The organism is Pseudothauera lacus, from assembly GCF_003034845.1.
In the GTDB taxonomy this organism is placed as follows: Bacteria; Pseudomonadota; Gammaproteobacteria; order Burkholderiales; family Rhodocyclaceae; genus Pseudothauera; species Pseudothauera lacus.
The window spans coordinates 98,490-122,963 of the sequence record NZ_PZKC01000012.1 but is presented as its reverse complement, the minus strand read 5'-3'; the positions used below and the strand labels follow the sequence as shown (position 1 = coordinate 122,963).

The 24,474-nt window shown below is 68.5% G+C and carries 27 protein-coding genes; 21 read left to right on the top strand and 6 right to left on the bottom strand.

Annotated elements, in window-relative coordinates; all coding sequences use genetic code 11:
• Positions 1 to 179: 179 nt before the first annotated feature.
• Both C8261_RS14200 and C8261_RS14195 read right to left on the bottom strand, forming a co-directional pair.
• Complete coding sequence (locus tag C8261_RS14200) at positions 180 to 620, bottom strand: ankyrin repeat domain-containing protein (protein WP_107494380.1); 441 nt, start codon at positions 618 to 620, stop codon at positions 180 to 182.
• Positions 617 to 2,242, bottom strand: a complete 1,626-nt coding sequence (locus tag C8261_RS14195) for a nitroreductase family protein (protein ID WP_107494379.1) — start codon at positions 2,240 to 2,242, stop codon at positions 617 to 619. Before C8261_RS14195 ends, C8261_RS14200 begins: the two co-directional genes overlap by 4 nt.
• A 195-nt stretch (positions 2,243 to 2,437) precedes the next feature.
• Here C8261_RS14195 and C8261_RS14190 point away from each other — a divergent pair, with 195 nt between their 5' ends.
• From C8261_RS14190 to C8261_RS14175, 4 genes are all read left to right on the top strand, one after another.
• On the top strand, positions 2,438 to 2,761 hold the full coding sequence (locus C8261_RS14190; RefSeq protein WP_107494378.1) for a thiosulfate sulfurtransferase GlpE: 324 nt from the start codon (positions 2,438 to 2,440) through the stop codon (positions 2,759 to 2,761).
• The gene (locus tag C8261_RS14185) at positions 2,758 to 3,144 is read left to right on the top strand and encodes a hypothetical protein (RefSeq protein ID WP_107494377.1); all 387 of its coding nucleotides are present in this window, start codon (positions 2,758 to 2,760) and stop codon (positions 3,142 to 3,144) included. The genes C8261_RS14190 and C8261_RS14185 overlap by 4 nt, the downstream gene beginning before the upstream one ends.
• Before the next feature lie 66 nt (positions 3,145 to 3,210).
• Positions 3,211 to 4,035 (top strand): helical backbone metal receptor, encoded by an 825-nt coding sequence (locus C8261_RS14180; protein WP_107494376.1) that lies wholly within the window; start codon positions 3,211 to 3,213, stop codon positions 4,033 to 4,035.
• A complete protein-coding gene (locus C8261_RS14175; RefSeq protein ID WP_107494375.1) occupies positions 4,032 to 4,898 on the top strand; it encodes a hypothetical protein in 867 nt (288 codons plus the stop codon). Before C8261_RS14180 ends, C8261_RS14175 begins: the two co-directional genes overlap by 4 nt.
• Here the strand turns inward: C8261_RS14175 and C8261_RS14170 are convergent.
• Positions 4,888 to 5,310, bottom strand: coding sequence for a putative toxin-antitoxin system toxin component, PIN family (locus tag C8261_RS14170; RefSeq protein ID WP_107494374.1), 423 nt, complete (start codon positions 5,308 to 5,310; stop codon positions 4,888 to 4,890). The two genes, C8261_RS14175 and C8261_RS14170, sit on opposite strands and share 11 nt — an antisense overlap.
• Before the next feature lie 153 nt (positions 5,311 to 5,463).
• On the opposite strand from C8261_RS14170, the gene C8261_RS14165 reads away from it, so the two are divergent.
• Positions 5,464 to 5,700, top strand: a complete 237-nt coding sequence (locus C8261_RS14165; RefSeq protein WP_107494373.1) for a hypothetical protein — start codon at positions 5,464 to 5,466, stop codon at positions 5,698 to 5,700.
• Positions 5,701 to 5,744: 44 nt separating this feature from the next.
• Here C8261_RS14165 and C8261_RS14160 read toward each other — a convergent pair whose 3' ends face one another.
• Positions 5,745 to 7,568, bottom strand: coding sequence for a PHA/PHB synthase family protein (locus C8261_RS14160; protein ID WP_107494372.1), 1,824 nt, complete (start codon positions 7,566 to 7,568; stop codon positions 5,745 to 5,747).
• Between the two features lie 18 nt (positions 7,569 to 7,586).
• Positions 7,587 to 8,630: an MBL fold metallo-hydrolase gene (locus C8261_RS14155; RefSeq protein WP_107494371.1), complete on the bottom strand. Its 1,044-nt coding sequence runs from the start codon at positions 8,628 to 8,630 to the stop codon at positions 7,587 to 7,589.
• A 144-nt stretch (positions 8,631 to 8,774) separates the two neighbouring features.
• On the opposite strand from C8261_RS14155, the gene C8261_RS14150 reads away from it, so the two are divergent.
• The 6 genes from C8261_RS14150 (at position 8,775) to C8261_RS14125 (ending at position 14,533) form a co-directional block, all read left to right on the top strand.
• Positions 8,775 to 9,212 (top strand): MerR family transcriptional regulator, encoded by a 438-nt coding sequence (locus C8261_RS14150; RefSeq protein ID WP_107494370.1) that lies wholly within the window; start codon positions 8,775 to 8,777, stop codon positions 9,210 to 9,212.
• A gap of 100 nt (positions 9,213 to 9,312) precedes the next feature.
• Entirely contained in the window at positions 9,313 to 9,780 is a 468-nt protein-coding gene (locus tag C8261_RS14145; RefSeq protein WP_107494369.1) for a PaaI family thioesterase, read from the top strand.
• 46 nt (positions 9,781 to 9,826) lie between these two features.
• Positions 9,827 to 10,999 carry an isovaleryl-CoA dehydrogenase gene (locus tag C8261_RS14140; RefSeq protein ID WP_107494368.1) on the top strand — a complete coding sequence of 391 codons (1,173 nt, stop codon included), beginning with the start codon at positions 9,827 to 9,829 and terminating at the stop codon, positions 10,997 to 10,999.
• Between the two features lie 244 nt (positions 11,000 to 11,243).
• Positions 11,244 to 12,434, top strand: a complete 1,191-nt coding sequence (locus tag C8261_RS14135; protein ID WP_107494367.1) for an acetyl-CoA C-acetyltransferase — start codon at positions 11,244 to 11,246, stop codon at positions 12,432 to 12,434.
• A gap of 226 nt (positions 12,435 to 12,660) precedes the next feature.
• Positions 12,661 to 13,794, top strand: coding sequence for an acyl-CoA dehydrogenase (locus C8261_RS14130; protein ID WP_107494366.1), 1,134 nt, complete (start codon positions 12,661 to 12,663; stop codon positions 13,792 to 13,794).
• A 136-nt stretch (positions 13,795 to 13,930) separates the two neighbouring features.
• Positions 13,931 to 14,533, top strand: coding sequence for a 2-hydroxychromene-2-carboxylate isomerase (locus C8261_RS14125; protein ID WP_107494365.1), 603 nt, complete (start codon positions 13,931 to 13,933; stop codon positions 14,531 to 14,533).
• Between the two features lie 110 nt (positions 14,534 to 14,643).
• On the opposite strand, the gene C8261_RS14120 is transcribed toward C8261_RS14125, so the two are convergent.
• Positions 14,644 to 15,744: an AraC family transcriptional regulator gene (locus C8261_RS14120; RefSeq protein ID WP_107494364.1), complete on the bottom strand. Its 1,101-nt coding sequence runs from the start codon at positions 15,742 to 15,744 to the stop codon at positions 14,644 to 14,646.
• Positions 15,745 to 15,924: 180 nt separating this feature from the next.
• Between C8261_RS14120 and C8261_RS14115 the strand changes: the two genes are divergently transcribed.
• The 10 genes from C8261_RS14115 to C8261_RS14070 all read left to right on the top strand — a co-directional run bounded on the left by C8261_RS14115 (position 15,925) and on the right by C8261_RS14070 (position 24,302).
• Positions 15,925 to 17,532, top strand: coding sequence for a carboxyl transferase domain-containing protein (locus C8261_RS14115; RefSeq protein WP_107494363.1), 1,608 nt, complete (start codon positions 15,925 to 15,927; stop codon positions 17,530 to 17,532).
• Positions 17,533 to 17,555: 23 nt separating this feature from the next.
• On the top strand, positions 17,556 to 18,344 hold the full coding sequence (locus C8261_RS14110; protein WP_107494362.1) for an enoyl-CoA hydratase/isomerase family protein: 789 nt from the start codon (positions 17,556 to 17,558) through the stop codon (positions 18,342 to 18,344).
• Between the two features lie 19 nt (positions 18,345 to 18,363).
• Positions 18,364 to 19,029, top strand: coding sequence for a DUF4126 domain-containing protein (locus tag C8261_RS14105; RefSeq protein WP_107494361.1), 666 nt, complete (start codon positions 18,364 to 18,366; stop codon positions 19,027 to 19,029).
• Positions 19,030 to 19,206: 177 nt separating this feature from the next.
• Positions 19,207 to 21,210, top strand: coding sequence for an acetyl/propionyl/methylcrotonyl-CoA carboxylase subunit alpha (locus C8261_RS14100; RefSeq protein WP_107494360.1), 2,004 nt, complete (start codon positions 19,207 to 19,209; stop codon positions 21,208 to 21,210).
• Positions 21,211 to 21,319: 109 nt separating this feature from the next.
• Positions 21,320 to 22,246, top strand: a complete 927-nt coding sequence (locus tag C8261_RS14095; protein ID WP_107494359.1) for a hydroxymethylglutaryl-CoA lyase — start codon at positions 21,320 to 21,322, stop codon at positions 22,244 to 22,246.
• 85 nt (positions 22,247 to 22,331) lie between these two features.
• The gene (locus tag C8261_RS14090; RefSeq protein WP_107494358.1) at positions 22,332 to 22,526 is read left to right on the top strand and encodes a type II toxin-antitoxin system VapB family antitoxin; all 195 of its coding nucleotides are present in this window, start codon (positions 22,332 to 22,334) and stop codon (positions 22,524 to 22,526) included.
• Complete coding sequence (vapC, locus tag C8261_RS14085) at positions 22,523 to 22,924, top strand: type II toxin-antitoxin system VapC family toxin (RefSeq protein WP_107494357.1); 402 nt, start codon at positions 22,523 to 22,525, stop codon at positions 22,922 to 22,924. The genes C8261_RS14090 and vapC overlap by 4 nt, the downstream gene beginning before the upstream one ends.
• A gap of 66 nt (positions 22,925 to 22,990) precedes the next feature.
• Positions 22,991 to 23,182: a DUF1289 domain-containing protein gene (locus C8261_RS14080; RefSeq protein WP_107494356.1), complete on the top strand. Its 192-nt coding sequence runs from the start codon at positions 22,991 to 22,993 to the stop codon at positions 23,180 to 23,182.
• Positions 23,179 to 23,385, top strand: coding sequence for a DUF1289 domain-containing protein (locus C8261_RS14075; RefSeq protein WP_107494355.1), 207 nt, complete (start codon positions 23,179 to 23,181; stop codon positions 23,383 to 23,385). The genes C8261_RS14080 and C8261_RS14075 overlap by 4 nt, the downstream gene beginning before the upstream one ends.
• A complete protein-coding gene (locus tag C8261_RS14070; protein WP_107494354.1) occupies positions 23,382 to 24,302 on the top strand; it encodes an MBL fold metallo-hydrolase in 921 nt (306 codons plus the stop codon). Before C8261_RS14075 ends, C8261_RS14070 begins: the two co-directional genes overlap by 4 nt.
• Positions 24,303 to 24,474 lie beyond the last annotated feature (172 nt).

Sequence of the window (24,474 nt, the reverse complement as noted above, 5' to 3'; positions counted from 1 at the left end):
ATGCGCCGCGCCGCCGGAGCCGGTCGGATGTGCAAATCCGGCCGTGGAAGACCATGCCGCGTCGTCGCGCCTTGCCAGACGGCTCGCCAGACGCACACTCGAACACGTCCAACTGAGGTTTCTAGGTTGAACACTCCCCACACCGCCGCCGTTACGGCTGGCGCTGCGTGCGCTGCGCCTCAGGCGCTGTGCCGCAGCCGCCGCAGACACTCGCGTGAGGCGGCGAGGTCGAGGGCGCTGAAGTCGTCGTGGTTCCTCAGTGTCGGGTTGGCTCCGCGGCGCAGCAGCAGGTCGACGAGCTCGGCTTTGCTGTTGGAGGCCACGTACATCAGGCAGGTCGCACCATTGCCGTTCTGCAGGTCGATGTCGATGCCGGCGTCGAGGAGGATCTCGATGACTTCATGATTGCCGCCATAGCAGGCCAGCCAGAGGGCGTTGCAGCCGTCGGCGTTGATGGTGGCGATGTCGGCGCCGGCGTCGAGCAGGGCGCGCACGATGTCGGCGCGGCCTTCCTTGGCGGCACGCATCAGGGCGCTGAAGCGGCCATCGCGATCAAGGGCGGAGAGGGCGGTGGCGGCGAAACCGTGCCCGGTCAGCCAGCTGGCTAGTTGCGGAGTCATGGCAGTTCTCGTTGTCGTTGGGGGTAGGCGGGGGCGGTGGTGATGCGGGCATCGTCGAGGGCGGCGCCGACGGTGAAGTGATAGACGCTCTGCCAGTGCGGGTCGTCGATGCCGAAGCTGTCATGCACGGGGTCGTCGAAGAAGCAGCCGATGCCGGTGCCGCGCATGCCGGCGGCTTCGGCTTCGAGATACAGCGTGTGGCCGATCAGGCCCGCTTCGCGCAGGCGTTCGCGGTAGAGATGGCCGTCGCTGTCGACGCCGCCCAGATCGGCCAGCATGCCGAGGCTGAAGGCCGAGGTGGCGGCAATGTCCTGATGGCAGGAGAGCGAGCGCGCAAGGCGTTGCACGGCCTGCAGGGGCAGCTCTGCGAGCACTTCGAGGGCGAGATGGGGCGGGCAGCCGCTGTCCGCGGCAAGCGGACGGCGGGCTGGAAAGCGCGTGGCGCCGATCAGGCTGGCCGCGGTGGTGCCGCGCGGCAGCAGGTAGAGCCCGCTGGGCAGGCCCTCGACACGCAGCACGAAGAGCAGCAGGGCGATGGCCGGCGCGCTGGCCTGGGCGTCGAAGGGCGCGCAGGAGCGCGGCAGGGTGGCGTCGAGGAGGCGGTAGAAGGCTTCCCGCGGCAGGCTCCGCGCGGGGTCGAAGCGTTGGGCACTGCGGCGCTGGCGGATCACCTGCACGGCACCGGCGGCGGGTGCGGGCCGTACCGGGGGCAGTGGCGGCCACTGTGGGGGTGTCGCCAGGGTGGCGCCGCGACAGCGGCTGGCACCGGCGGCGGTGCCGACGATAGGCCAGCGGTAGCCCGGGGCCGGGTCGATGGCACTGGGGCTGCCGTGCCATTGTGCCGTTGCCAGCCACTGCGCCAGCGCGGGTGCTGTGGCGGCGCCGCTGGGGGCGTGCAGGAAGAGCAGCGCTTCGGCCTCCTCGGCCTCGGTGCAGGCGTGGCGCGCGGGCGCAAAGTCGTCCGTGCGCGTGCAGCCCAGCACCCTCCCCAGGGTGTCGGCGGGCAGCGCCAGCGGGCGTGTCTGCCAGCCCAGCAGCCGGGCAGCGTAGGCCACCGCGGCGAGGGCGTGGCCGACGTCGAGCTGGCAGTAGCGGAAGGCGCGTTCGCCATACTTCCACGCTTCGCGCCACATCACCGTGCTCAGGCCGATGGCCAGCCAGGGGGTGGCGGGCGGCGCCGTGGCGAGGAGGGCGCGGCCTTCGAGGGCGTGGTCGAGGGGGTCGTAATGGTGGACCCCGTCGGCGAGCCCGTTCACCCCGCTGCACAGCAGGTAGGCCTCCACTGGATGCAGGTTGCCCGATGATGGGTTGCAGCGCAGTGCCCAGCGGTTGGGGCCCCAGCTTTTCCAGGCGGAGATGGCCAGGCTCAGCTCGAAGAGCGCGCCGATGCCGTCGAGGTCGAGCGTCGCGCTGCGCGCGGGTGGGCGGTCGAGTTCGCCGAAGGGGCGCTCGAAGGCGGCCGCGGAGAGCGGCAGGATGGTGCGCGGGGCCCCCAGGTAATGGCGGAAGGGGGCCGGCTGCGCATCCCAGTCGAGCTGGCCGGGGCCTTCGGCATAGGCCTCGAAGCGGTGCTTGGTGCGTTGGTGGTAGTCCAGCAGCGGCGATTGTGGGCTATCCGACATTGAGCCTCTTCCTGGTTTGCGGCGGTGGCGGCCGCTCTGTGGGGCGAAGGCGCGCCCTTTCCGGGCGCAGCGACGGGGGCGGGCGCTGGCGCGCCAGCGCCCGCGGATGACACGCAAGGGGCATGCCCGCGTGTCGGGCGGGGCTGGCATCATCCGTGCATAGCAAGCGGGCGTTTCCACTCCAGGAGGTCCACCATGTCGACGTCTTCCTCCTTCCGGCGCATCAGCGCCACCGAGGCCCTGCAGCTGCTGTGCAGAGAGCCCACTGCGCGGCTGTTCGACGTGCGCGACCTGCAGAGTTATCGCAGCGCGCACGTGGACGGTGCCATCCACCTCGCCGAGGATCGTCTGCCGGTATGGCTGGGGCGTCTGCCGAAGGACGATCCGGTCATCATCTACTGCTATCACGGCAACGCCAGCCAGACCTATGCCGCCACCTTCGCGGATTTTCGCCATACCCGCGTGTTCAGTGTCGATGGCGGCCATGAGGCGCTGGTGGCCGCGGCGGCGGGCGGGTGAGCGCGCTGCGGTTGAGCGTCTGGCTGGCCGCACACCCGCTCAGCGCCAGCGAGATCGATTGCTGTACCACGGTGATGCTGAAGATCATCGACGGCAAATGCAGGATGGGCGAGGCGGAGAAGCAGGCGATTGCCGCCCTTTACGATGCCCTCGATGGCATCCGTGCGCGCGGCGAGGTGCCGACGCTCTTCGATGCCGGGGTGCACCGGCTCATCGCCGCCGCGCGCGTGGCCGCCGACGAGGTGCTGCGCGAGGCGGTGTATGAGCGCAGGGTGCTGGCCGAAAGCGCGCTCTCCCGCCCGGTGATGAAGGCCTTCAAGGCGATGCTGCGTGACCGCGGGCTGTACCGCAGTGCGGACGCGGAGGGCGATGCGCCGGGGTGATCGCCGCGGGCCCTGCCGCCGGCCTACAATCGCCGTTGTCGATCATGCCCCGTCCGCCCCGCCCTCATGGACCCTGCAAACATCCTTGTCGATGCCGCCGGAACCCTGCACAGCCCCGCCCGCGGTGAGGTGCGCATCGTCTCGCTGGTGCCGTCGCTGACCGAGCTGCTGTGCGATCTCGGGCTCGCCGGGCAGCTCGTCGGGCGTACCGGCTTCTGCATCCATCCGCGCGCCACCGTGCGCCGCATCGCCAAGGTTGGCGGCACCAAGGACGTCAGGCTGGATGCCCTGCGTGCGCTGGCGCCCACCCACCTGGTGGTCAATGTGGACGAGAACCGCCGTGAGACCGTGGAAGCCGCGGCGGCCTTCGTGCCCAATGTCATCGTCACCCACCCCTGCGTGCCGGAGGACAACTTTGCCCTCTACCGCCTCTGCGGCGCCGTGTTCGCCTGCGAGGGCGCAGCGGCGCGGCTGTGCGCGGCGCTGCAGGGGGCGCTCGACGAGGCTGCCGCGGTGCGTGCGGAGCTGCCTGCGGAGGAGGTGCTGTACCTGATCTGGCGCCAGCCGTGGATGACGGTGGGGCGCGACACCTACATCTCTGCCGCGCTCGCCGCCGTTGGCTGGCAGACCCTGCCGGCGCAGGGGGCGGCGCGCTATCCGGAAGTGGAATGGGGGAGCGCTGCGCTGGCCGGCGCGGCACGGGTGTTCCTGTCCACCGAGCCGTTCCGTTTCGGCGCCCGCCATGTGGACGAGGTGGCCGCGCTGAGCGGCCGCCCGGCGGCGCTCATCGATGGTGAGATGTGCTCCTGGTACGGCAGCCGGGCGCCGGCCGGCCTGCGCTACCTGGCCGCGCTGCGGCGCACGCTGGGGGCGCGGGAGGTGCCGCGGTGAGCCGGCGCCAGGCGCCGCAGCGCGTGGCCGTCGATGCCGCCCTGCTGCGTCGCGTGGAGCTTGAGGCGCCGGCATTGCTGCGCCGCCACGGGCGGCAGTGGGCGCATGCCGCGCAGGCTGCGGCGGTCGAGCATGGGCTGGTCGCCGTGCTCTCGCTCGCCGGCCTGTTCGTGCTCGGCTGGCCGCCGGCGTCGATGGCGCTGTTCCTCATCTGCGCGCTGTGGCTGGGCCTGCTTTTCGACGCCCTGCGGCTGGCGCTCGCCCCCGGACTGGTGGCCGAGGGCGAGGTGCTGGCCGGGCGCGAAGCCTGGCTGTGGCCGGCACTCGATGCCATGCAGCGCGGGCAGGACAGCTGCCTGCAGCATCAGGGCGGGCGCATGCCGCCCCTGCTGCAGTTGCTCTGCGGACTGTGGTTTGCGCTGTGGCTGAGCTGGGCGGTGCTTGACGAACTGGCGCGCAGCGATGGCGTCGGTGTCTTCGCCGGGATGGCCGCGCGCCCGGACATGCTGGGGGTGATGGTGCTCGGCGTGCTGGGGCAGCTGGTCGCCGGGCTGTTCGCCCTGCGCCGCGAGCTGCACGCCGCAGAATGCGGCGATGCGCCGCTGCGCTTCCAGCCCATCGTCGAGGTGGTGCTGTGGTTCCTGATGCTGCTGCTGTGGTTCGCCGCGACGCCGATCACCATGCTGGCGGCGCTGCTCGTCGGCGCTGGCGGAGATGGCATTCCGGCGACGCTGATCTTCGTCGCCAGCGGCTATGCGCTGATGCTGTTGCGCGCGCTCGCCGAATGGGGGGCGCTGCGACGCCAGCAGCGTCAGCTGGCGTGGCTGCGCGAGCGCCTGGAGGCGCGCGGCATTACGGCGTGAAGCCGTCGGGCGTGCAGATGCGGTAGAGCGGGCGCAGCAGGCGATGGCGGGCGAGGCGCAGGAGCTGCTTGTCACGGGTGAGGAGGGCTGCGGCGGCCGCGTCGCGGGCGATTTCGAGGAATTTCTGATCGTCGGGGTCGCGGCACTGTGGCAGCGCGGGCGCCTCCGGCGCCGGCTCCGGGGCCATGCGCACGCGCGCCAGATAGGCGTCGAGGAGGGCGCGCTGGCGTTCAGCGGCGACACCGAACTGGCGGTAGGCGAGCACCCGCCGCAACTCCTCGATGGCGTCCGCGCGGCAGGCCAGGTGCACCGCGCCAGTCTCGATGGCGGTGCGCAGCGGGACCAGACGCGGGTCTTCGAACAGCCACAGGGCCATCACGGTGTTGGTGTCGAGGACGATCAGCTCGGACATGGGCGAAGGTTTGGCTCGGAAGCCTGTTGATGAAGCGGCTGCGGGCGCGGGCTGGCAGCGGCTGCGCGCGGGCAAGCTGGAACCAATGCTGTGCTGGGAGCGTCCGAATGGCTATTGATGTACATTTTCCTCATTTCAAGTGCGGGCCGGCCCATGAACGAGATCCTCCGCAAGGCAGCGCCTCCGGGCGAACTGGCGCAAGTCGCCAATCATCTGTTCTTCATCGTCGCGCTGCTCTTCGTGGCTCATCAGAATGCCCTCCACGCGGAGGCGCCGGCCCAGCATACGGCCTTCATCGCCCAGGCCATCAACCTGCAGCCGCGCATGCCGCCGCCGGGCTTCGATCCCGAACAGGTGAGCAGCGAAACGGATTTCGCCAGCGCCGATTGAAAAAGGGGGCCGCGGCCCCCTTTGTGCTGTCCGGCGGCCTGGGTTCAGGCAGCCTTGCTGGCGTCGATGCGCACCTTGACGAAGCTGCCGGGGGCGTCTTCGAGTACCTTCAGCTTGCCCTTGGCAGGGTCGCGCGCGCCGACCTGCTCGGGATCGTGGGCGGTGACCCAGGCCTGCCAGTCGGTCCACCACGAACCGGCCTGCTGCTGCGCACCCTTGAACCAGTCGTCGGCGCCGGCCGGCAGCTTGGCGGCCGGGTTGAGCCAGTAGCCGTACTTGTTGGCCACCGGCGGGTTGACGATGCCGGCGATGTGGCCGGAGCCGCCCAGCACGAAGCGCACCGGGCCGCCGAAGCGGCAGGCGCCCATGTAGGTGCTCTTCCACGGTGCGATGTGGTCTTCGATGGTGGAGATGAAGTAGCACGGCACCTTGATCTTCGACAGATCGATGGGCACGCCGTCGATGACCACGGCGCCCGGTTCGACGAGGCGGTTCTCCATGTACATGCTGCGCAGGTAGAAGCTGTGCATCTTTGCCGGCATGCGGGTGGAGTCGGAGTTCCAGTACAGCAGGTCGAAGGGGAAGGGGTCCTTGCCCATCAGGTAGTTGTTCACCACGAAGGACCAGATCAGGTCGTTGGCACGCATCATGTTGAAGGTGCCGGCCATCTCCGAGCCTTCGAGGTAGCCGCGCGCGAACATCTTCTTTTCCAGGCTGGAGACCTGCTGTTCGTCGATGAACACGCCCAGCTCACCCGGTTCGGCGAAGTCGGTCATGGTGGTGAAGAAGGTCGCCGCGGCGATGCGCTTCTGCTTCTTGCCCGCCAGGTAGGCCAGCGTGGTGGCCAGCAGGGTGCCGCCCAGGCAGTAGCCGGCGGCGTTGACTTCCTTCTCGCCGGTCTGCTGCTCGATGGCGTCGAGGGCGGCGATGATGCCTTCCTTGACGTAGGACTCGAAGGTCTTCTCGGCCTGCTTCTCGTTGGGGTTGACCCAGGAGATGACGAACACGGTGTGGCCCTGGTCCACGCACCACTTGATGTAGGAGTTCTTCTCGCGCAGGTCGAGGATGTAGAACTTGTTGATCCATGGCGGCACGATCAGCAGCGGGCGCTTGAGCACCTTGTCGGTGCTGGGGGTGTACTGGATGAGCTGCATCATGTCGGTCTGCAGCACCACCTTGCCCGGCGTGGTGGCGACGTTCTTGCCCAGCTCGAAGGCGCTGGTGTCGGTCATCTTCACGCGCAGGTTGCCGCCGCCTTCCTCGACGTCGCGGAGCAGGTTGTTGAGCCCCTTGATGAGGTTCTGGCCATGGCTCTTCACCGTCTCGCGGAACACTTCCGGGTTGGTGACGGCGAAGTTCGACGGGCTCAGCGCGTCGATGTACTGGCGGGTGTAGAAGTTGACCTTCTTCTGGGTCTGCTCGTCCAGGCCTTCCACGCAGCACACGGTGTCATGCACGTGGCGCGCGGCGATCAGGTAGGACTGCTTGATGAAGTCGAACATGAAGTGCTGTTCCCACTCCTCGTCCTTGAAGCGCTTGTCGGTCTTCTCGGGGGCGGCCACCGGGGGCGCCTGCATGCCCATGAAGCGCAGCATGGAGTGCTGCCACAGGGAGAAGTAGTCCCATACCAGGTTCATCTGCGACTGGGCGAGCTTGTACGGATTGGAGAGCAGCTTGGCCATCATGTCCATGAAGGCCTGGGCGATGCCCAGCTCGTCGGCCGGCGCGGCAACGCCTTTCTTGAGCTGGCGCTGGACGTGCTCGCTGATCAGCTTGGAGGCGCGCTGGGCAACCTCGGCGTAGGTCTTGGCGACTTCCTTCGGATCGGGAAGCTCGGGATGTGCAGTCTCTTTATCGGGTGCAGCCATTGTTGTTTTACTCCTCGTTCAAGCGTTTCGTTCAAAGCGAATCACGCCATCGCTGCCCGCCACCCGGCGCAGGACGCCTTGGTGCACAAGGTGGTTCAGGTGTGCGATCGCCTCTCCCATGGCGAACATGACCTGATGGGTGTCCAGCTCCCGCGGGAACAGGGTGCCCAGCAGATCCCCTGCGCTGCAGGGGTGCGTGCAGGCGGCCAGCAGCTCGGCGCAGCGCGCGCGATGATGTTCGACGAGTTCGGCGACGCGCGTGCCTATCCCCCTGAAGGGCCTGCCATGCGATGGTAGCACGAGCGTATCGGCCGGCAAGTTGCTGATGCGTTGCAGCGAAGCGAGGAACCAGCCGAGGGGGTCATCCTCAGGCGTGGCGGCAAAAACGCTGACATTGGTGGAGATGCGCGGTAGCAGCATGTCGCCCGCAATGAGTACCCCGAGGGCCGCGCAGTACAGGCTGGCGTGCTCGGGGGCGTGGCCGTAGCCGACGATCACCTCCCACTCGTGGGCGCCGATGCGCAGGCGGTTGCCGTCGAACAGGCGCTGGTAGGTGGACGGCAGTTCCGCAACGCCGTGGCGGTAGGCATTGCCGCGCGCGGCGAGCGCCTCCAGGCGGGCGTCGTCGAGGCCGTGGCTGCGGAACTGGGCGAGCATGTCGGCCACGCAGTGGCCGGGCAACTGGTGCCACAGGGCATGGGCACCGAGGAATTCGCCCTGGGTCATCAGCACCGGAGCGCGGTCGCGCGCGCCCAGCCAACTGGCCAGGCCCAGGTGGTCGGGGTGGCAGTGGGTGACGACGATGCGCGACAGCGGGCGCGGGGCGGCGGCGAGGATGGCCTGCCAGTGGGCGCGCACCTCGTCGCGCGCGTAGCCGGTATCGACCACGCACAGCGCCTCACCGTCGTCGAGCAGCCAGAGGTTGATGTGGTCAAGGGCGAAGGGCAGCGGCATGCGCACCCAGCCGATGCCGGGGGCGACCGGGCGCACCGTTTCCACGGCGGGGCTGTCATGCCAGGGGTAGCTGAGCGCGGCGGCGGGGGGGGAAGAGGTGTGGTTCATCGGCTTTCTCCTGCGGGTCGGCTGCGGCGCACAATTGCCCTGTGGGCGGAAATCTGCTTAACTTTGCGCGGCAGAATTTATTTGTTTTTAAAAAACAACAATTTAAAAAATGTCCGGGTGGCCGGGCAGTTACAGGCAGCGACGATGGCCAGCGAACAGACCTTCACCATCACCGAACTTGCCCGCGAGTTCGACGTCACCCCGCGGGCGATCCGCTTCTACGAGGACCAGGGCCTGCTCACCCCGGCACGCTGCGGCCGCAGCCGGGTGTACGGCAAGGCCGATCGTACCCGCCTGCGTCTCACCCTGCGCGGCAAGCGCCTTGGCCTGTCGCTCGCCGAGATCAAGGAACTGATCGACATGTACGACGGCGTGCGCAACTCCGTGCCGCAGTTGCAGCGCTTCCAGCGCGTGCTCAGCGAGCGCCGCGGCGCGCTGGAACAGCAGCGCGAGGACATCGAGGCCGTGCTTGCCGAGATCGACATGCTGGAACGCCAGTGCGTGGCCCTGCTGGGCGACAACGCCGCTGGCGCCGAGCAGGCCCGCGCCGAACTGGACCAGCGCATGCGCAGCGCCGGATGAGGTTTTTTGCGTCCCCAAGTTTACGTTGACGTTAACGTAATAACAACGACAGAATAGCCCCATAACAAGAAACGACGACGCCCACCGGAGGAGAGACAGGATGCGACGCGAAGCGCCGATCTTCCAGCCCAAGGACCCCGCCTACGCCGAGCGCGTGCGCGCCAGCTTCGAACGCCAGCCGGCGATGGAGCTGATCGGCGCGCGCATCATCGCGGTGGAGCCCGGCTTCGTCGAGATCGAACTGCCGCACCGCGACGACATCACCCAGCAGCACGGCTACATCCACGGCGGCATCGTCGGCATGATCGCCGACAACGCCGGCGGCTTTGCCGCCAACTCGCTGGTGGCGGCCGAGGCCAGCGTGCTCACCGTCGAGTACAAGCTCAACCTGGTCGCGCCGGCCGAGGGCGAGCGTCTGGTGGCCTGCGGCGAGGTGGTGCGCCCGGGGCGCACGCTGATCGTCACCCGCGCCGACGTGTTCGCGGTGAAGGGTGGGCAGTGGAGCTTGTGCGCCACCATGCAGCAGACCATCATGGTTCTACAGGGCAAGGCCGAACGGCCGGCCTGAAGCAATGCCAACAAGCACAGATCAGTAGCGTGGAGGAGACCACAACATGAACGTACCCAGCCTGGACTTCAACCTCGGTGAAACCATCGAGATGCTGCGTGACACCTTGCGCGATTTCTGCGCCGCGGAGATTGCCCCGCGTGCGGCCGAAATCGATCGGGTGAACGAGTTCCCCGCCGACCTGTGGAAGAAGCTCGGCGACCTGGGCGTACATGGCATGACCGTGGAAGAAGAATACGGCGGCACCGCCATGGGCTATCTCGCCCACATCATTGCCATGGAGGAAATCTCCCGCGCCTCGGCCTCGGTGGGCCTGTCCTACGGCGCGCACTCCAATCTGTGCGTGAACCAGATCCGCCGCAACGGCAGCGAGGCGCAGAAGCGCAAGTACCTGCCCGGGCTGATCTCCGGCGAGCAGGTCGGTGCGCTGGCGATGAGCGAACCCAATGCCGGTTCCGACGTGGTCAGCATGAAGCTGCGCGCCGACAAGAAGGGCGACCGCTACGTGCTCAACGGTTCCAAGATGTGGATCACCAACGGCGGCGACGCCGACACCCTGGTGGTCTATGCCAAGACCGACATCAACGCCGGCCCCAGGGGCATGACCGCCTTCATCATCGAGAAGGGCATGAAGGGCTTCAGCCACGGCACCCACCTCGACAAGCTCGGCATGCGCGGCTCCAACACCTTCCCGCTGTTCTTCGACGACGTCGAGGTGCCGGAAGAGAACGTGCTGGGCGGTGTCGGCAACGGCGTCAAGGTGCTGATGAGCGGCCTCGACTACGAGCGCGCGGTGCTCTCCGGCGGCCCGCTGGGCATCATGGCGGCGTGCATGGACGCGGTGGTGCCCTACATGCACGAACGCAAGCAGTTCGACACCCCGATCGGCGAGTTCCAGCTCATGCAGGGCAAGATCGCCGACATGTACTCCACCTGGAGCGCCACCCGCGCCTACGTGTATGCGGTGGGCCAGGCCTGCGACCGCCTCGATCATTCGCGCAGCCTGCGCAAGGACGCCGCCGGCGCCATCCTGTACTCCGCCGAAAAGGCCACCTGGATGGCCGGCGAGGCCATCCAGGCCCTGGGCGGCGTGGGCTACACCAATGAATACCCGGTCGGCCGCCTGTGGCGCGACGCCAAGCTGTACGAGATCGGCGCCGGCACCAGCGAGATCCGCCGCATGCTGATCGGCCGCGAGCTGTTTGCCGAGACGATGTGAGGCGTGGGTTTTCTCCCTCCCCTTCAAGGGGAGGGCCGGGGTGGGGATGGGTTTTACGCTGCGGCCTTCCGGCTTGACCCATCCCCATCCTGTCCGAGGGGTTGGCTTTGCACAGCCAGCCCGTTCGGTCAGCGCGGAGCGATGCTCCGCGAAACCCTGCCCTCACCCCCTTGAAGGGGAAGGCACCTGCTAATCGGCATCGTTACCTACCGCAAGATTCAACCGACTTCATCAGGAGCACCCCATGACCGACCCCATCGTCATCGTTTCCGCCGCCCGCACCCCGATGGGTGGCTTCCAGGGCGAGCTCGCCTCGCTCACCGCCCCGCAACTGGGCGCTGCGGCCATCCGCGCCGCGCTGGAGCGCGCCGGCCTGAACGCCGAGCAGGCGCAGGAAGTGATCATGGGCTGCGTGCTGCCCGCCGGCCTCGGCCAGGCGCCGGCCCGCCAGGCCGCGTTGGGCGCCGGGCTGCCGCTGTCGGCTGGCTGCACCACCATCAACAAGGTGTGCGGCTCGGGCATGAAGGCCACCATGCTGGCCCACGACCTGCTGCTCGCCGGCAGCAACGAGGTGATGGTGGCCGGCGGCATGGAATCCATGTCCAACGCCCCCTACCTGCTGCCCAAGGCGCGCGGCGGCTACCGCCTGGGCCACGGCCAGGTGCTGGACCACATGTTCTTCGACGGCCTGGAAGACCGCTACTCGGAAGAAACCAAGGGCCGCCTGATGGGCACCTTTGCCGAGGAATGCGCCGGCCATTACAGCTTCAGCCGCGAAGCGCAGGACGCGTTCGCCATGGCCTCCACCACCCGCGCTCAGCAGGCCATCAAGGACGGCCTGTTCAAGTGGGAAGTGGCGCCGGTCACCGTGTCCGGGCGCAAGGGCGATGTCGTGGTGGAGAACGACGAGCAGCCGCTCAAGGCCCAGCCGGAGAAGATCCCCACCCTCAAGCCCGCCTTCAGCAAGACCGGCACGGTCACCGCCGCCAACTCCAGTTCGATCTCCGATGGCGCCGCGGCGCTGGTGCTGATGCGCCGTTCCACCGCCGACAAGCTCGGCCTCAAGCCGCTCGCCACCATCCTGGCGCACGCCACCCACGCGCAGGAGCCGAAGTGGTTCACCACCGCGCCGGTCGGCGCCATGCAGAAGGTGCTGGACAAGGCCGGCTGGCAGGTCGGCGACGTTGACCTGTGGGAGATCAACGAAGCCTTCGCGGTGGTCACCATGGCGGCCATGAAGGAAATGAACCTGCCGCACGACAAGGTCAACGTGCACGGCGGCGCCTGCGCCCTGGGCCACCCGATCGGCGCCTCCGGCGCACGCATCGTCGTCTCGCTGCTCGGCGCGCTGCGTCAGTACGGCAAGAAGCGCGGCGTGGCCAGCCTGTGCATCGGCGGCGGCGAAGCCACCGCGCTGGCGGTGGAACTCGCGTAGGAGCGGGCTTTCTCCCTCCCCTTCAAGGGGGTGAGGGCGGGGTTTCGCGGAGCATCGCTCCGCGCCGGCCGAACGGGCTGGCTGTGCAAAGCCAGCCCTCCCGGGTCGGGGTGGGGATGGGTTTGGTCGCGCTCGCTTGAGTCCATCCCCCACCTGTCTTCCCCCTTGAAGGGGGCACCGGTCAAACCGTTCAGTCACCTGATAACGCACGAATCCAGGACTCACAATGATCCTCACCCAAGAACAGGAAATGATCCGCGACTCGCTGCGCGCCTTTGCGCAGGAGCGCCTCGCCCCCTTCGCCGCCGACTGGGACCGCAACCACACCTTCCCGCGCGAAGCCCTGCAGGAACTGGCCGAACTCGGCGCGCTGGGCATGGTGGTGCCGGAGGAATGGGGCGGCGCCGGCATGGACTACATGAGCCTGGTGCTGGCGCTGGAAGAGATTGCCGCCGGCGACGGTGCCACGTCCACCATCGTCAGCGTGCAGAACTCCCTGCCCTGCGGCATCCTCAACCGCTTCGGCAGTGACGCACAGAAGGAAGCCTGGTTGAAGCCGCTGGCGCGTGGCGAGAAGCTCGGCTGCTTCTGCCTCACCGAACCGCACGTCGGCTCGGACGCCTCGGCCATCCGCACATCTGCCGTGCGCGAAGGAAATGAGTGGGTGCTCAACGGCGTCAAGCAGTTCATCACCACCGGCAAGCACGCCGACATGGCGATTGTCTTCGCAGTGACCGACAAGGCCGCGGGCAAGAAGGGTATTACCTGCTTTCTGGTGCCGGCCAATGCACCCGGCTACCAGGTTGGCCGTATCGAAGAAAAGATGGGCCAGAAGGCTTCGGATACCACCCAGATCCTCTTCGAGGACTGCCGTATTCCGGCCGATGCGGTGATCGGTGAGGAGGGGCAGGGCTACAAGATCGCCCTTTCCAATCTGGAAGCGGGCCGCATCGGCATCGCCGCGCAGTGCCTGGGCATGGCGCGCGCCGCGCTGGAAGCGGCGGTCAAGTACGCGCAGGAGCGCGAAGCCTTCGGCAAGCCGATCTTCGAGCACCAGGCGGTGAACTTCCGCCTCGCCGACATGGCCACCCGTCTGGAAGCCGCGCGCCAACTGGTGTGGCACGCCGCCAGCCTGAAGGACGCCGGCCGTCCCTGCCTCAAGGAGGCCTCGATGGCCAAGCTGTTCGCCTCCGAGATGGCCGAATCCGTATGTTCGGACGCCATCCAGGTGCACGGCGGCTACGGCTATGTGAGCGACTTCCCGGTCGAGCGCATCTACCGCGACGTGCGGGTGTGCCAGATCTACGAAGGCGCTTCAGACATCCAGCGCCTGGTCATCGGCCGCGCGCTCGCCGACTGAGACAGAGACCCCATGAGTTGACCGGTTCCGCGGACCCCAACGCCTCCAGGACCTCCCTGCCTCCCTCTCCATGCCTGGGGGTGTCCGCGGAACCTTCTTTATTCACAGCCCTGCGCACGCAGGTGGAGACAGCACGATGACCCAGCCGATTGATTTCTACTTCGATTTCTCCTCCCCCTACGGCTACTTCATGGCCGAGAAGATCGACGCGCTGGCCGCCGCCCACGGGCGCAGCGTGCGCTGGCGGCCCTTCCTGCTGGGCGCGGTGTACAAGCACACCGGATCCAGGCTCATGCTCGACGCCCCGCTCAAGGGGCCCTACGTATTCCGCGACTTCGAACGCACCGCCGCCTTCTACGGCCTGCCCTGGGTCCTGCCGCAGCCTTTCCCGGTCGGCACCCAGGTCGCGGCGCGCGCCTTCTACTGGCTGCTCGACCAGGACGAAGCCATGGCCCGCCGCTTCGCGCTGGACATCTATCGCGCCTACTTCGCCCAGGGGCGCGACATCTCGCAGGAAGCCGTGGTGGCGGACGTGGCCGCGGCAGTCGGCGCCGACCGCGCCGCGCTGGTCGATGCACTCGCCGGCGAAGCCATCCGCACTCGCCTGAAGGACGAATGCGCGCGTGCCATCGACAAGGGCGTGTTCGGTTCGCCCTATGTCATCGTCGATGGCGAACCCTTCTGGGGCGTGGACCGCATCCCGCAGATCGAGCGCTGGCTGGAAACCGGCCGGTTCTGAGTGCGGCACGGACGTCCGTGCGACGCATCCTGTTGATTTCGCTCCTCGCCCTGCTTTCTTGAAGGACGTCGGGAACCGATCGCGTCCCGCGCCGCGCGCTGACCTTTGGCTCAGGACCGGACCCGGCCAAGGTCGGGCGGTTTGCTGCCGGCTCCGTCCTCGGCAGGATCCTGCGCCCCCGCCGCCGCCCTGTACCGCCCCGGCGCCACCCCCGTCCATTCCCGGAATGCCCGCGAAAAGCTCTTCTCGTTGTCGAACCCCACCGCCGCGGCGACCTGCTTCACCGGCTTGCGGGTCTGCAGCAGCAGCTTGATGGCGCGCTCGCGGCGCGCCTCGTCTTTCAGGCGTTGCAGCGACACGCCTTCTTCCTTCAGCTGGCGGTGCAGGGTGCGTACCGAGATGTTGAGCTGGGCGGCGACGTCTTCCGCAGTGCGGGCGATGCCCGGCGAGGTGGCGAGGATCTGGCTCACGCTGTGCACCAGCAGGCGGTCGCGGCGGTACTGGTGCACGGTGAGCGGCAGCGCGCGCTGCAGCATGGCGCGCAGGGCGTCTTCGTCGCGGCGCAGCGGCAGGGCGAGGTAACGGGCATCGAAGCTGAAGCCGGCGGCCTCGGCGTCGAAGCGCAGCGGGCCGGGGAAGAGGTAGGGGTAGGCGTCGGCGTGCGGCGGGGCGGGGTAGGGCAGGGTGGTCTCCAGCAGCGCGATGCGCGAATCGATCAGCCAGCAGGCGTAGCCGAGCAGGTTGCGCAGCATGGAGACCAGGCAGAACTCGAGCATCGCGCCGAAGTCCCGCCGCTCGGTGATGCGGATGGTGGCGCTGTGGCGGGTGTGGGCGAATTCCAGCTCCAGGTCGTCGGTGAGCAGGCGGTGGTGGCGGCACCAGCGCTTCAGCGCCACTTCCAGCGTGGGCGCGGTGAGCGAGGCGCGCGCCAGCATGCCGTAGCTGCCCCACGGCAGGCGGCGCGAGAACCAGCCCAGCGCTTCGTCGTCCAGTTCCTGCATGGCCAGCGCGGAGATGGTTTCCATCTGCGCCGCGGTCACACGCGCGGCGGGGTCGGCCAGTGCTGCTTCCGGGATCTGCGCCTGGCGCAGCGCGCTGGCCGGATCCAGCCCTCGTTCGCGGTAGCCGAGGACGATTGCGCGGATGAAGGCGGCCGGAGTGGCAGCGCGGCCGCGGGTGAGCTCGGCAGGGGCGGGGAGGTGGGTCTTCATGGGGTGGAATCCTGCTGTTGTGTGGCAGGAATTGCAACCTTGTTGGCAGGCACGGGGTGGTGTTTGGGGCTAGGCTTCGTCTGAATGGGATACAGCGGCCAGTTAGCAGGTTCCTTCCCCTTGAGGGGAAGGAACCTGCTAATGGAGGCCAGCGGAAACAAGACAAGAGGACGAGGAGACATGAGCACGATCAAATCTGCCATCAACCCGCGCAGCGCGGAGTTTCAGGCCAATGCGGCGACCATGCGCGGGCTGGTCGACGACCTGCGCGGCAAGGCGGCCGAAGTCGCCCTGGGCGGCGGCGAGGCGGCGCGCGCCAAGCACACCGCGCGCGGCAAGCTGCTGCCGCGCGACCGCGTCGGCCACCTGCTCGACCCCGGCACCGGCTTCCTCGAGGTCGGCCAGATGGCCGCCTTCGGCATGTACGACAACGACGCGCCCTCGGCCGGGGTGATCACCGGCATCGGCCGGGTGCAGGGCGTCGAATGCATGATCGTGGCCAACGACGCCACCGTGAAGGGCGGCACCTACTACCCGATGACGGTCAAGAAGCACTTGCGCGCGCAGGAGATCGCCGAGCAGAACAACCTGCCCTGCGTCTATCTGGTGGATTCCGGCGGCGCCTTCCTGCCCAAGCAGGATGAGGTCTTCCCGGATCGCGACCACTTCGGCCGCATCTTCTTCAACCAGGCCAACATGTCGGCCAAGGGCATCCCGCAGATCGCCGTGGTGATGGGTTCGTGCACCGCGGGCGGCGCCTACGTGCCGGCGATGTCGGACGAAACCGTCATCGTCAAGAACCAGGGCACCATCTTCCTCGGCGGCCCGCCGCTGGTGAAGGCGGCCACCGGCGAGGTGGTGAGCGCGGAAGACCTGGGCGGTGGCGACGTGCATACGCGGCTTTCCGGCGTGGCCGACCACCTGGCCGAGAACGACAACCACGCGCTGTCGATCGCCCGCCGCATCGTCGCCAACCTCAACCGCGTCAAGCCGCAGGGCCTGGCGCTGGGCGAGGGCGAGGCGCCGATCTACGACCCGGAAGAGATCTACGGCATCATCCCCAGCGACACCCGCAAACCCTTCGACGTGCGCGAGATCATCGCCCGCGTGGTCGATGGCTCGCGCTTCGACGAGTTCAAGGCGCGCTACGGCACCACCCTGGTGTGCGGTTTCGCCCAGCTCCATGGCTACCCGGTGGGCATCGTCGCCAACAACGGCATCCTGTTCGGCGAATCCGCACAGAAGGGTGCGCACTTCGTCGAACTTTGCGGCCAGCGCGGCATTCCGCTGCTCTTCCTGCAGAACATCACCGGCTTCATGGTCGGGCGCAAGTACGAGAACGGCGGCATCGCCAAGGACGGCGCCAAGATGGTGACCGCCGTCTCCACCGTGCAGGTGCCCAAGATCACCACGCTGATCGGCGGCAGCTTCGGCGCCGGCAACTACGGCATGTGCGGCCGCGCCTACTCGCCCCGCTTCCTGTGGACCTGGCCCAACAGCCGCATCAGCGTGATGGGCGGCGAGCAGGCCGCCAGCGTGCTCGCCACCGTGCGCCGCGACGGCATCGAAGCCAAGGGCGGCGCCTGGAGCGCCGAAGAGGAAGAAGCCTTCAAGGCGCCGATCCGCGAGCAGTATGAACTGCAGGGCCATCCCTACTACGCCACCGCCCGGCTGTGGGACGACGGCGTGGTCGATCCGGCGCAGACCCGCCGCGTGCTGGGGCTGTCCCTGTCCGCCGCGCTGAATGCGCCGATCCAGCCGACCAAGTTCGGCGTGTTCCGCATGTAAGCCCGACGAGGAGCGCAGACACGATGTACGAAACCCTGGAAATCGAACTGCACAAGGGCGTGGCCACGGTGTGGATGAACCGCCCGGAGGTGCACAACGCCTTCAACGCGCAACTGATCGCCGACCTCACTGCGGCCTGCCGCCAGCTCGATGCCGACGAGGCGGTGCGGGTGGTGGTGCTGGGCGGGCGCGGCAAGAGTTTTTCCGCCGGTGCGGATCTGAACTGGATGAAGGCCGCCGGCCAGGCCAGCGAGGCGGAGAATTTCGCCGACGCGATGAAGCTGGCCGGCATGCTGCGCGCGCTGGCCGAGATGGACAAGCCCACCATCGCGCGGGTGCATGGCGCCGCGCTGGGCGGCGGCATGGGGCTGGCGAGCGCCTGCGACATCTGCGTGGCGGGGGAAAAGGCGGTGTTCGCCACCTCCGAGGTCAAGTTCGGCATCATCCCCTCGGCGATCAGCCCCTACGTGATCCGCGCCATCGGCGAGCGCCAGGCCTACCGCTACTTCCAGACCGCGGAGCGCATTGCCGCCGCACGTGCCGCCGAACTGGGCCTGGCGCACGAGGCGGTGGCCACGGAAGAGCTGGACGCCAAGGTCGCCGAGATCGTCGACGCCCTGCTGCAGGGCGGCCCCAAGGCGCAGGCCGCGGCCAAGGCGCTGATCCGCGCGGTGGGCAACCGCCCGGTGTCCGACGCGGTGGTGGAAGACACCGCGCGGCGCATCTCGCAACTGCGCGCCACCCCGGAAGCGGCAGAAGGCCTCACCGCCTTCCTCGACAAGCGCCCGGCGGCCTGGGTGCCGCAGGCCTGACTGCCCTTCACTGTGAGCCATGGACGCCGATCCCGCATGGACCTCCGCGCTGCGCGAGCTGACCCCGCTGCTGGACTGGAGCGGGCTGCCGCTGGACGTGGCCTCGCTGGCGGTGCTGGCCGCCGGCCTGGGCTGGGCGAGCGGGCTGCGCCTGTATGCGCTGGTGTTCGTGCTCGGTGCGCTGGGGCGCTGGGGTGGGGTGCAGCTGCCCGGCGGGCTGGAAGTGCTGGCCAGCCCCTGGGTACTGGGCCTGTCCGGCGTGCTGCTGTTCACCGAGTTCTTCGCCGACAAGCTGCCCTGGCTGGATTCGCTGTGGGACGCGCTGCACACCTTCATCCGCATCCCCGCCGGCGCGGCGCTGGCGGCCGGGGTGATGGGCGACCAGGGTGCCGCGCTGCAGGTGGCCGCTGCCCTGCTGGGCGGTTCGCTGGCGGCCGGCACGCACTTCGCCAAGGCCGGCGCGCGCGCGGCGATCAACACCTCGCCGGAGCCGGTGAGCAACGTGCTGACCTCGCTCGGCGAGGACGCGCTGTTCCTCGGCGGGCTGTGGCTGCTGGTCACCAACCCGCTGTGGTTCGTGTTCGGGCTGGCGGTGTTCGTGCTGTTCGCGGGGGCGCTGATCGTGCTGCTGTGGCGCTTCATCAAACGCATTTTCCGGCCGCGCCAGCCAGCGATGAATGGGTAGCCTGGATGCAGGCCGCAGGCCGGAATCCGGGTGTGGCGCGTGCGGGCCTGCCTGGCCGCGTCCCGGATTGCGCTGCGCTCCATCCGGGCTACGTGGTGGGGCATTGAAGATTGATCCCGGCGGCGTCAGCCGGCCGGCAATGACATGACCTGATTCATAGGTTGGGGGAGACAAGCAATGTTTGAAAAAATCCTGATCGCAAACCGCGGTGAAATCGCCTGCCGGGTGATCAAGACCGCCCGCCGCATGGGCATCAAGACGGTGGCTGTTTACTCCGAGGCCGACGCCAATGCGCGCCATGTGCGCCTGGCCGACGAGGCGGTGCTGATCGGCCCGGCGGCGGCGCGCGAGAGCTATCTGGTGATCGAGCGCATCATTGCCGCGGCCAAGGCTACCGGCGCGCAGGCCATCCACCCGGGCTACGGCTTCCTGTCCGAGAACGAGGATTTCTGCCACGCCTGCGACGAGGCCGGGATCGTCTTCATCGGCCCGCCGGTATCGGCGATCCGCGCCATGGGCTCCAAGTCGGAGGCCAAGAAGCTGATGGAAGCGGCCGGCGTGCCGCTCACCCCGGGCTACCACGGCGACGACCAGGCACCCGCTTACCTGCACCAGCAGGCCGACGCCATCGGCTACCCGGTGCTGATCAAGGCCGCAGCCGGCGGTGGTGGCAAGGGCATGCGGCTGGTGGAGCGTACCGAAGACTTCCTCGACCTGCTGGCCTCCTGCAAGCGCGAGGCGGCCTCGTCCTTTGGCGACGACCATGTGCTGGTGGAGAAGTACATCACCCGCCCGCGCCACATCGAGATCCAGGTCTTTGGCGACACCCACGGCAACGTGGTGTACCTCTTCGAGCGCGACTGCTCGGTGCAGCGCCGCCACCAGAAGGTGCTGGAAGAGGCGCCCGCGCCCGGCATGACGGCCGAGCGCCGCGCGGCGATGGGCAAGGCCGCGGTGGATGCGGCCAAGGCGGTGGGTTACGTCGGCGCCGGCACGGTGGAGTTCATCGCCAACCAGGACGGCTCCTTCTACTTCATGGAGATGAACACCCGCCTGCAGGTCGAACACCCGGTCACCGAGATGATCACTGGCCTCGACCTGGTCGAATGGCAGTTGCGCGTGGCTTCCGGAGAAGCGCTGCCGCTCGCCCAGGAACAGTTGCAGATCCGCGGCCACGCGCTGGAAGCGCGCATCTACGCGGAAGACCCGGCCAAGGGCTTCCTGCCTTCCACCGGCAGGCTGGTGCACCTGGCGCCGCCGGCCGAGAGCCTGCATGTGCGGGTCGATACCGGCGTGGAAGAAGGCGACGAGATCAGCCCGCACTACGACCCGATGATCGCCAAGCTGATCGTCTGGGACGTGAACCGCGACCGCGCGCTGGCCCGCATGCTGCAGGCGCTGGCCGACTACCGTGTGGTGGGCGTGGCCAACAACATCGAATTCCTCTCGCGCCTGACCGCCTGCCCGGCCTTTTCCACCGCCGATCTCGACACCGGCCTGATCGAGCGCGAGAAGGACTACCTCTTCCCGCAGGAAAGCGCGGCGCCGGATGAAGTCTTCTTCATCGCCGCGCTGGCCGAGTTGCTGCGTGAATCCGAGCGTGCCGAAAAGCGCGCGCGGCGTGACAGCCACCCGGCCTCGCCCTGGCATGCGCGCGACGGCTGGCGCCTCAACGCCACCGCCCAGCGCGTGCTGCTGTTCCGCTGGCAGGAGCAGGAAGCCGCGGTCACCGTGGCCTACCTGCCGGACGCCTACCGCCTCACCCTCAACGGCCACGGTGTTACCGCGCGCGGCGAGCTCAACCCGCGCGGCCTGCTGCGCGTGGATCTGGACGGCAAGCGCCTGGACGCCACGGTGATCGCCGCCGCCGGCCGCCGTCATGTGTTCGCCCAGGGCCGCGCCTGGCCGCTGGCCGCCATCGACCCGCTGCACCACACCGGTGAGGGCGGTGGCGCCGAAGGCGGGCTGGTGGCGCCAATGCCGGGCAAGGTCATCGCTCTGGTCGCCGCCGAAGGCGCCAAGGTGGAGAAGGGCGCGCCGCTGCTGATCCTGGAGGCGATGAAGATGGAGCACACCATCACCGCGCCGGCCGCCGGCACCGTGAAGGCCTTCCGCTTCGGCGTCGGCGACCAGGTGGGCGACGGCGCCGAACTGGTCGAGTTCGAACCGACTGCGGCCTGAAGGAAAGAGCAGCGGTGCTGCCCGTTCCCCTCACCCCCGCCCCTCTCCCGCGAGCGGGAGAGGGGCGATTCAAGGGTCGCCAAAAGACAATATGGCTGGAGAATGTGAAATGACGCTCCCGAGAAAGGTCCGCCTGGTGGAAGTCGGCCCGCGCGACGGGCTGCAGAACGAGAAGCAGCTGGTGCCGGCCGACATCAAGGTCGAGTTGATCCGCCGTCTCGCCGCGGCGGGCTTGTCCACCATCGAGGTCACCTCCTTCGTTTCGCCCAAGTGGGTGCCGCAGATGGGCGACAACACCGAGGTGCTTACCCGCGTGCTCGGTGGCGCGGCGCCCGCCGGGCTCGACTACCCGGTGCTCACCCCCAACCTCAAGGGCTTCGAGGCCGCACTGGCGGCCGGCGCCCGTGAGGTGGCGGTGTTCGGCGCGGCCAGCGAATCCTTCAGCCAGAAGAACATCAACTGCTCGATCGCCGAGTCGCTGGAGCGCTTCCGCCCGGTCACCGAGGTCGCGCAGGCCGCCGGGGTGCGGGTGCGCGGCTATGTCTCCTGTGTGGCCGGCTGCCCGTACGAAGGCGCGGTGGCGCCGGAAAAGGTCGCCGAAGTCGCGGAAACCCTGCTGGCCATGGGGTGTTATGAAATCTCCCTGGGCGATACCATCGGTACCGGCAACCCGGTTTCGATCCGCCGCATGCTCGACGCGGTGCTGCGCCGCGTGCCCGCCGAGCGCCTCGCCGGCCACTACCACGACACCTACGGCATGGCCGCGGCCAACGTCTGTGCCTCGCTGGAGATGGGGGTGGCGGTGTTCGACGCCTCGGTCGGTGGCCTGGGCGGCTGCCCCTACGCGGCCGGCGCCTCCGGCAACGTCGCCACCGAGGACCTGGTCTGGCTGCTCCATGGCATGGGCATCGATACCGGCATCGACCTCGACGCGCTGGTCGACACGGCCGCCTGGATCAGCGCCGAGATCGGCCGCGAACCGGCTTCGCGTGTGGCGCGCGCGGTGCTGGCCAAGCGGGCGAAAAGCTGCGCGTAGGCCAAGTCGATCGGGGTGCGACAGCGGGCACGAGGAGCACTTGCGTTGTCTATAATGTGTATGAATTCAGTAAAGGATACACATCGTGCGCACCAACATCCTGATCGACGACGAACTCATGCAGAGCACCCTGCGCGCCACCGGGCTCAAGACCAAGCGTGAGGTGGTGGAACTGGGCTTGCGTACCCTGCTGCGTCTGCGTCAGCAGGAGGAGATCCGGCGCTATCGCGGCAAGCTCGACTGGCAGGGTGACCTGGACGCGATGAGAACCGATCGATGATCCTGGTCGACTCCAGCGTCTGGATCGACTACTTCCGTGGCACGGTCACGCCGCAGACCGAACGGCTGGACGCGGTGCTGGGGGTCGAGTTGCTTGCCACGGGCGACCTGATCCTCACCGAAGTGCTGCAGGGCTTTGCCAGTGAGCGCGACTTCGACCAGGCCCGCAGGCTGATGACCGCACTGGAAGTTGTGGATCTGGCGGGCCAGCAGATCGCCATCCAGGCCGCCCGCAACTTTCGCACCCTGTGTGCGCGGGGGATTACGGTGCGCAAGACGATAGACACCTTGATCGCCACCCGCTGCATCGAGTCCGGCCTGCCGCTGCTCTACAGCGACCGCGATTTCGACCCCTTTGTCGAACACCTTGGATTGGTGTCCGCACTGCCGGATACCTGACGGCGAACCGAACACGCCGCACATGGACCAAGCCATTACAACAACGACTGCACCCCCGACCCGACCATGAGCATCCCTTCTCCCTGCATCAACGTCTGCCGCATGGACGCCGAACGCCACCTGTGCGAAGGCTGTCTGCGCACCATTCCCGAGATCACCGGCTGGAGCCGCGCTGACGACGCCGAGCGGCTGCGCATCCTCGCCGCGGTGGCCGAGCGCCGCGCGGCGCGCGCATCTGCCGGGGAGGGCGCGCAGTGAGCGGCGATGCGCTGTGCGTGGGGGTGTGCATGATCGACTGGGATTCCGGCGTGTGTCTGGGTTGCGGGCGCACCGCGGAGGAGATCAACGGCGTGCCGGTGGCCGAGCCGCCGGCGGCGGAGATTCCGCAGCCGCAGCAGTCCGCGGTGAATGCACCGCTGCCGCCCAACGTCGCCGACATGCTCGGGGAGGGCAGCGATTGAGCGCCGCTGCCTGCTTGCCGGACAGCGTGCAGGTCTTCGAGCGCGGCTGGCTGTCGGCCAACAACATCCTCTTCGACGACGGCGACAGCGCCGCGCTGATCGACAGCGGCTACTTCAGCCACGCGCCGCAGACCGTTGCGCTGCTGCATGAGGCGCTCGGCGGCCGTCCGCTCGCGCGCCTGATCAACACCCATTCGCACTCCGACCACATCGGCGGCAATGCCGCGGTACAGGCCGCCTTCGGCTGCGAGATCACCGTGCCGGCCGGCATGCTGGCGGCGGTGCAGAACTGGGACGAGGACGCGCTGCTGCTCAGCGTGGCGGCGCAGCAGGGGGCCCCCTTCCGCGCCGATCACGCCCTGGCCGCGGGTGAGAGCTTCGTTGCCGGCGGGTTGGTCTGGCAGGCGCACGCCGCCCCCGGGCACGACATGGACGCGCTGGTGTTCCACAACCCGGAACGCCGCATCCTGATCTCCGGCGATGCGCTGTGGCGCGACGGTTTCGGCATCCTGTTCGCCGACGTGCTGGGCACCGGCGACGGTGTCGGCGAGGCGCGCCGCACCCTGGAGGCCATCGCCCGACTGCCGGTGGAGGTGGTCATCCCCGGTCATGGCGCGCCCTTCGTCGAGGTGGACGATGCGCTCGAACGCGCCTTCGGCCGCCTGCGCGCCTTCGAGGAAGACGGCGCGCGCATCGCCCGCAACGCCATCCGCGCCTGCATCACCTTCACCCTGCTCGACCGGCGCGAGATAAGCATTGAAGAACTCACCACCCATCTGGCCGAGGTGCCACTCTACCGCGAGGCCAACGCCCGCTTTCTCGGGCTGGGTGCCGAGGCGCTGACCGACTGGCTGGTGCAGGATCTCGTCCGTGCCGGCGTGGCGCGGCGTGACGGCGAACAACTGCTGGTCGCCTGAGAGGGCGAACGGCCGGTTGCCTTGCCCTTCTGAAAGGCGGCGGGACAGCACGCCGGCGCTTGCATGGGGTGCAGCTTTGCCGGGCCGCGCCGGCCACCCGTCCGCCGCTTGCGCTATAGTGAGCGCCTGATCCGGCAACCGCCGGCCGACCCGCCGTTCAGTTCTCCGACCC

What these genes read in the sequence shown, in the direction of transcription:
- C8261_RS14200 (WP_107494380.1), bottom strand. Translation starts at nt 620, where the DNA reads ATGACTCCGCAACTAGCCAGCTGGCTGACCGGGCACGGTTTCGCCGCC.
- C8261_RS14195 (WP_107494379.1), bottom strand. Translation starts at nt 2,242, where the DNA reads ATGTCGGATAGCCCACAATCGCCGCTGCTGGACTACCACCAACGCACC.
- C8261_RS14190 (WP_107494378.1), top strand. Translation starts at nt 2,438, where the DNA reads ATGTCGACGTCTTCCTCCTTCCGGCGCATCAGCGCCACCGAGGCCCTG.
- C8261_RS14180 (WP_107494376.1), top strand. Translation starts at nt 3,211, where the DNA reads ATGGACCCTGCAAACATCCTTGTCGATGCCGCCGGAACCCTGCACAGC.
- C8261_RS14170 (WP_107494374.1), bottom strand. Translation starts at nt 5,310, where the DNA reads ATGTCCGAGCTGATCGTCCTCGACACCAACACCGTGATGGCCCTGTGG.
- C8261_RS14165 (WP_107494373.1), top strand. Translation starts at nt 5,464, where the DNA reads ATGAACGAGATCCTCCGCAAGGCAGCGCCTCCGGGCGAACTGGCGCAA.
- C8261_RS14160 (WP_107494372.1), bottom strand. Translation starts at nt 7,568, where the DNA reads ATGGCTGCACCCGATAAAGAGACTGCACATCCCGAGCTTCCCGATCCG.
- C8261_RS14155 (WP_107494371.1), bottom strand. Translation starts at nt 8,630, where the DNA reads ATGAACCACACCTCTTCCCCCCCCGCCGCCGCGCTCAGCTACCCCTGG.
- C8261_RS14150 (WP_107494370.1), top strand. Translation starts at nt 8,775, where the DNA reads ATGGCCAGCGAACAGACCTTCACCATCACCGAACTTGCCCGCGAGTTC.
- C8261_RS14145 (WP_107494369.1), top strand. Translation starts at nt 9,313, where the DNA reads ATGCGACGCGAAGCGCCGATCTTCCAGCCCAAGGACCCCGCCTACGCC.
- C8261_RS14140 (WP_107494368.1), top strand. Translation starts at nt 9,827, where the DNA reads ATGAACGTACCCAGCCTGGACTTCAACCTCGGTGAAACCATCGAGATG.
- C8261_RS14135 (WP_107494367.1), top strand. Translation starts at nt 11,244, where the DNA reads ATGACCGACCCCATCGTCATCGTTTCCGCCGCCCGCACCCCGATGGGT.
- C8261_RS14130 (WP_107494366.1), top strand. Translation starts at nt 12,661, where the DNA reads ATGATCCTCACCCAAGAACAGGAAATGATCCGCGACTCGCTGCGCGCC.
- C8261_RS14125 (WP_107494365.1), top strand. Translation starts at nt 13,931, where the DNA reads ATGACCCAGCCGATTGATTTCTACTTCGATTTCTCCTCCCCCTACGGC.
- C8261_RS14120 (WP_107494364.1), bottom strand. Translation starts at nt 15,744, where the DNA reads ATGAAGACCCACCTCCCCGCCCCTGCCGAGCTCACCCGCGGCCGCGCT.
- C8261_RS14115 (WP_107494363.1), top strand. Translation starts at nt 15,925, where the DNA reads ATGAGCACGATCAAATCTGCCATCAACCCGCGCAGCGCGGAGTTTCAG.
- C8261_RS14110 (WP_107494362.1), top strand. Translation starts at nt 17,556, where the DNA reads ATGTACGAAACCCTGGAAATCGAACTGCACAAGGGCGTGGCCACGGTG.
- C8261_RS14105 (WP_107494361.1), top strand. Translation starts at nt 18,364, where the DNA reads ATGGACGCCGATCCCGCATGGACCTCCGCGCTGCGCGAGCTGACCCCG.
- C8261_RS14100 (WP_107494360.1), top strand. Translation starts at nt 19,207, where the DNA reads ATGTTTGAAAAAATCCTGATCGCAAACCGCGGTGAAATCGCCTGCCGG.
- C8261_RS14095 (WP_107494359.1), top strand. Translation starts at nt 21,320, where the DNA reads ATGACGCTCCCGAGAAAGGTCCGCCTGGTGGAAGTCGGCCCGCGCGAC.
- vapC (WP_107494357.1), top strand. Translation starts at nt 22,523, where the DNA reads ATGATCCTGGTCGACTCCAGCGTCTGGATCGACTACTTCCGTGGCACG.
- C8261_RS14080 (WP_107494356.1), top strand. Translation starts at nt 22,991, where the DNA reads ATGAGCATCCCTTCTCCCTGCATCAACGTCTGCCGCATGGACGCCGAA.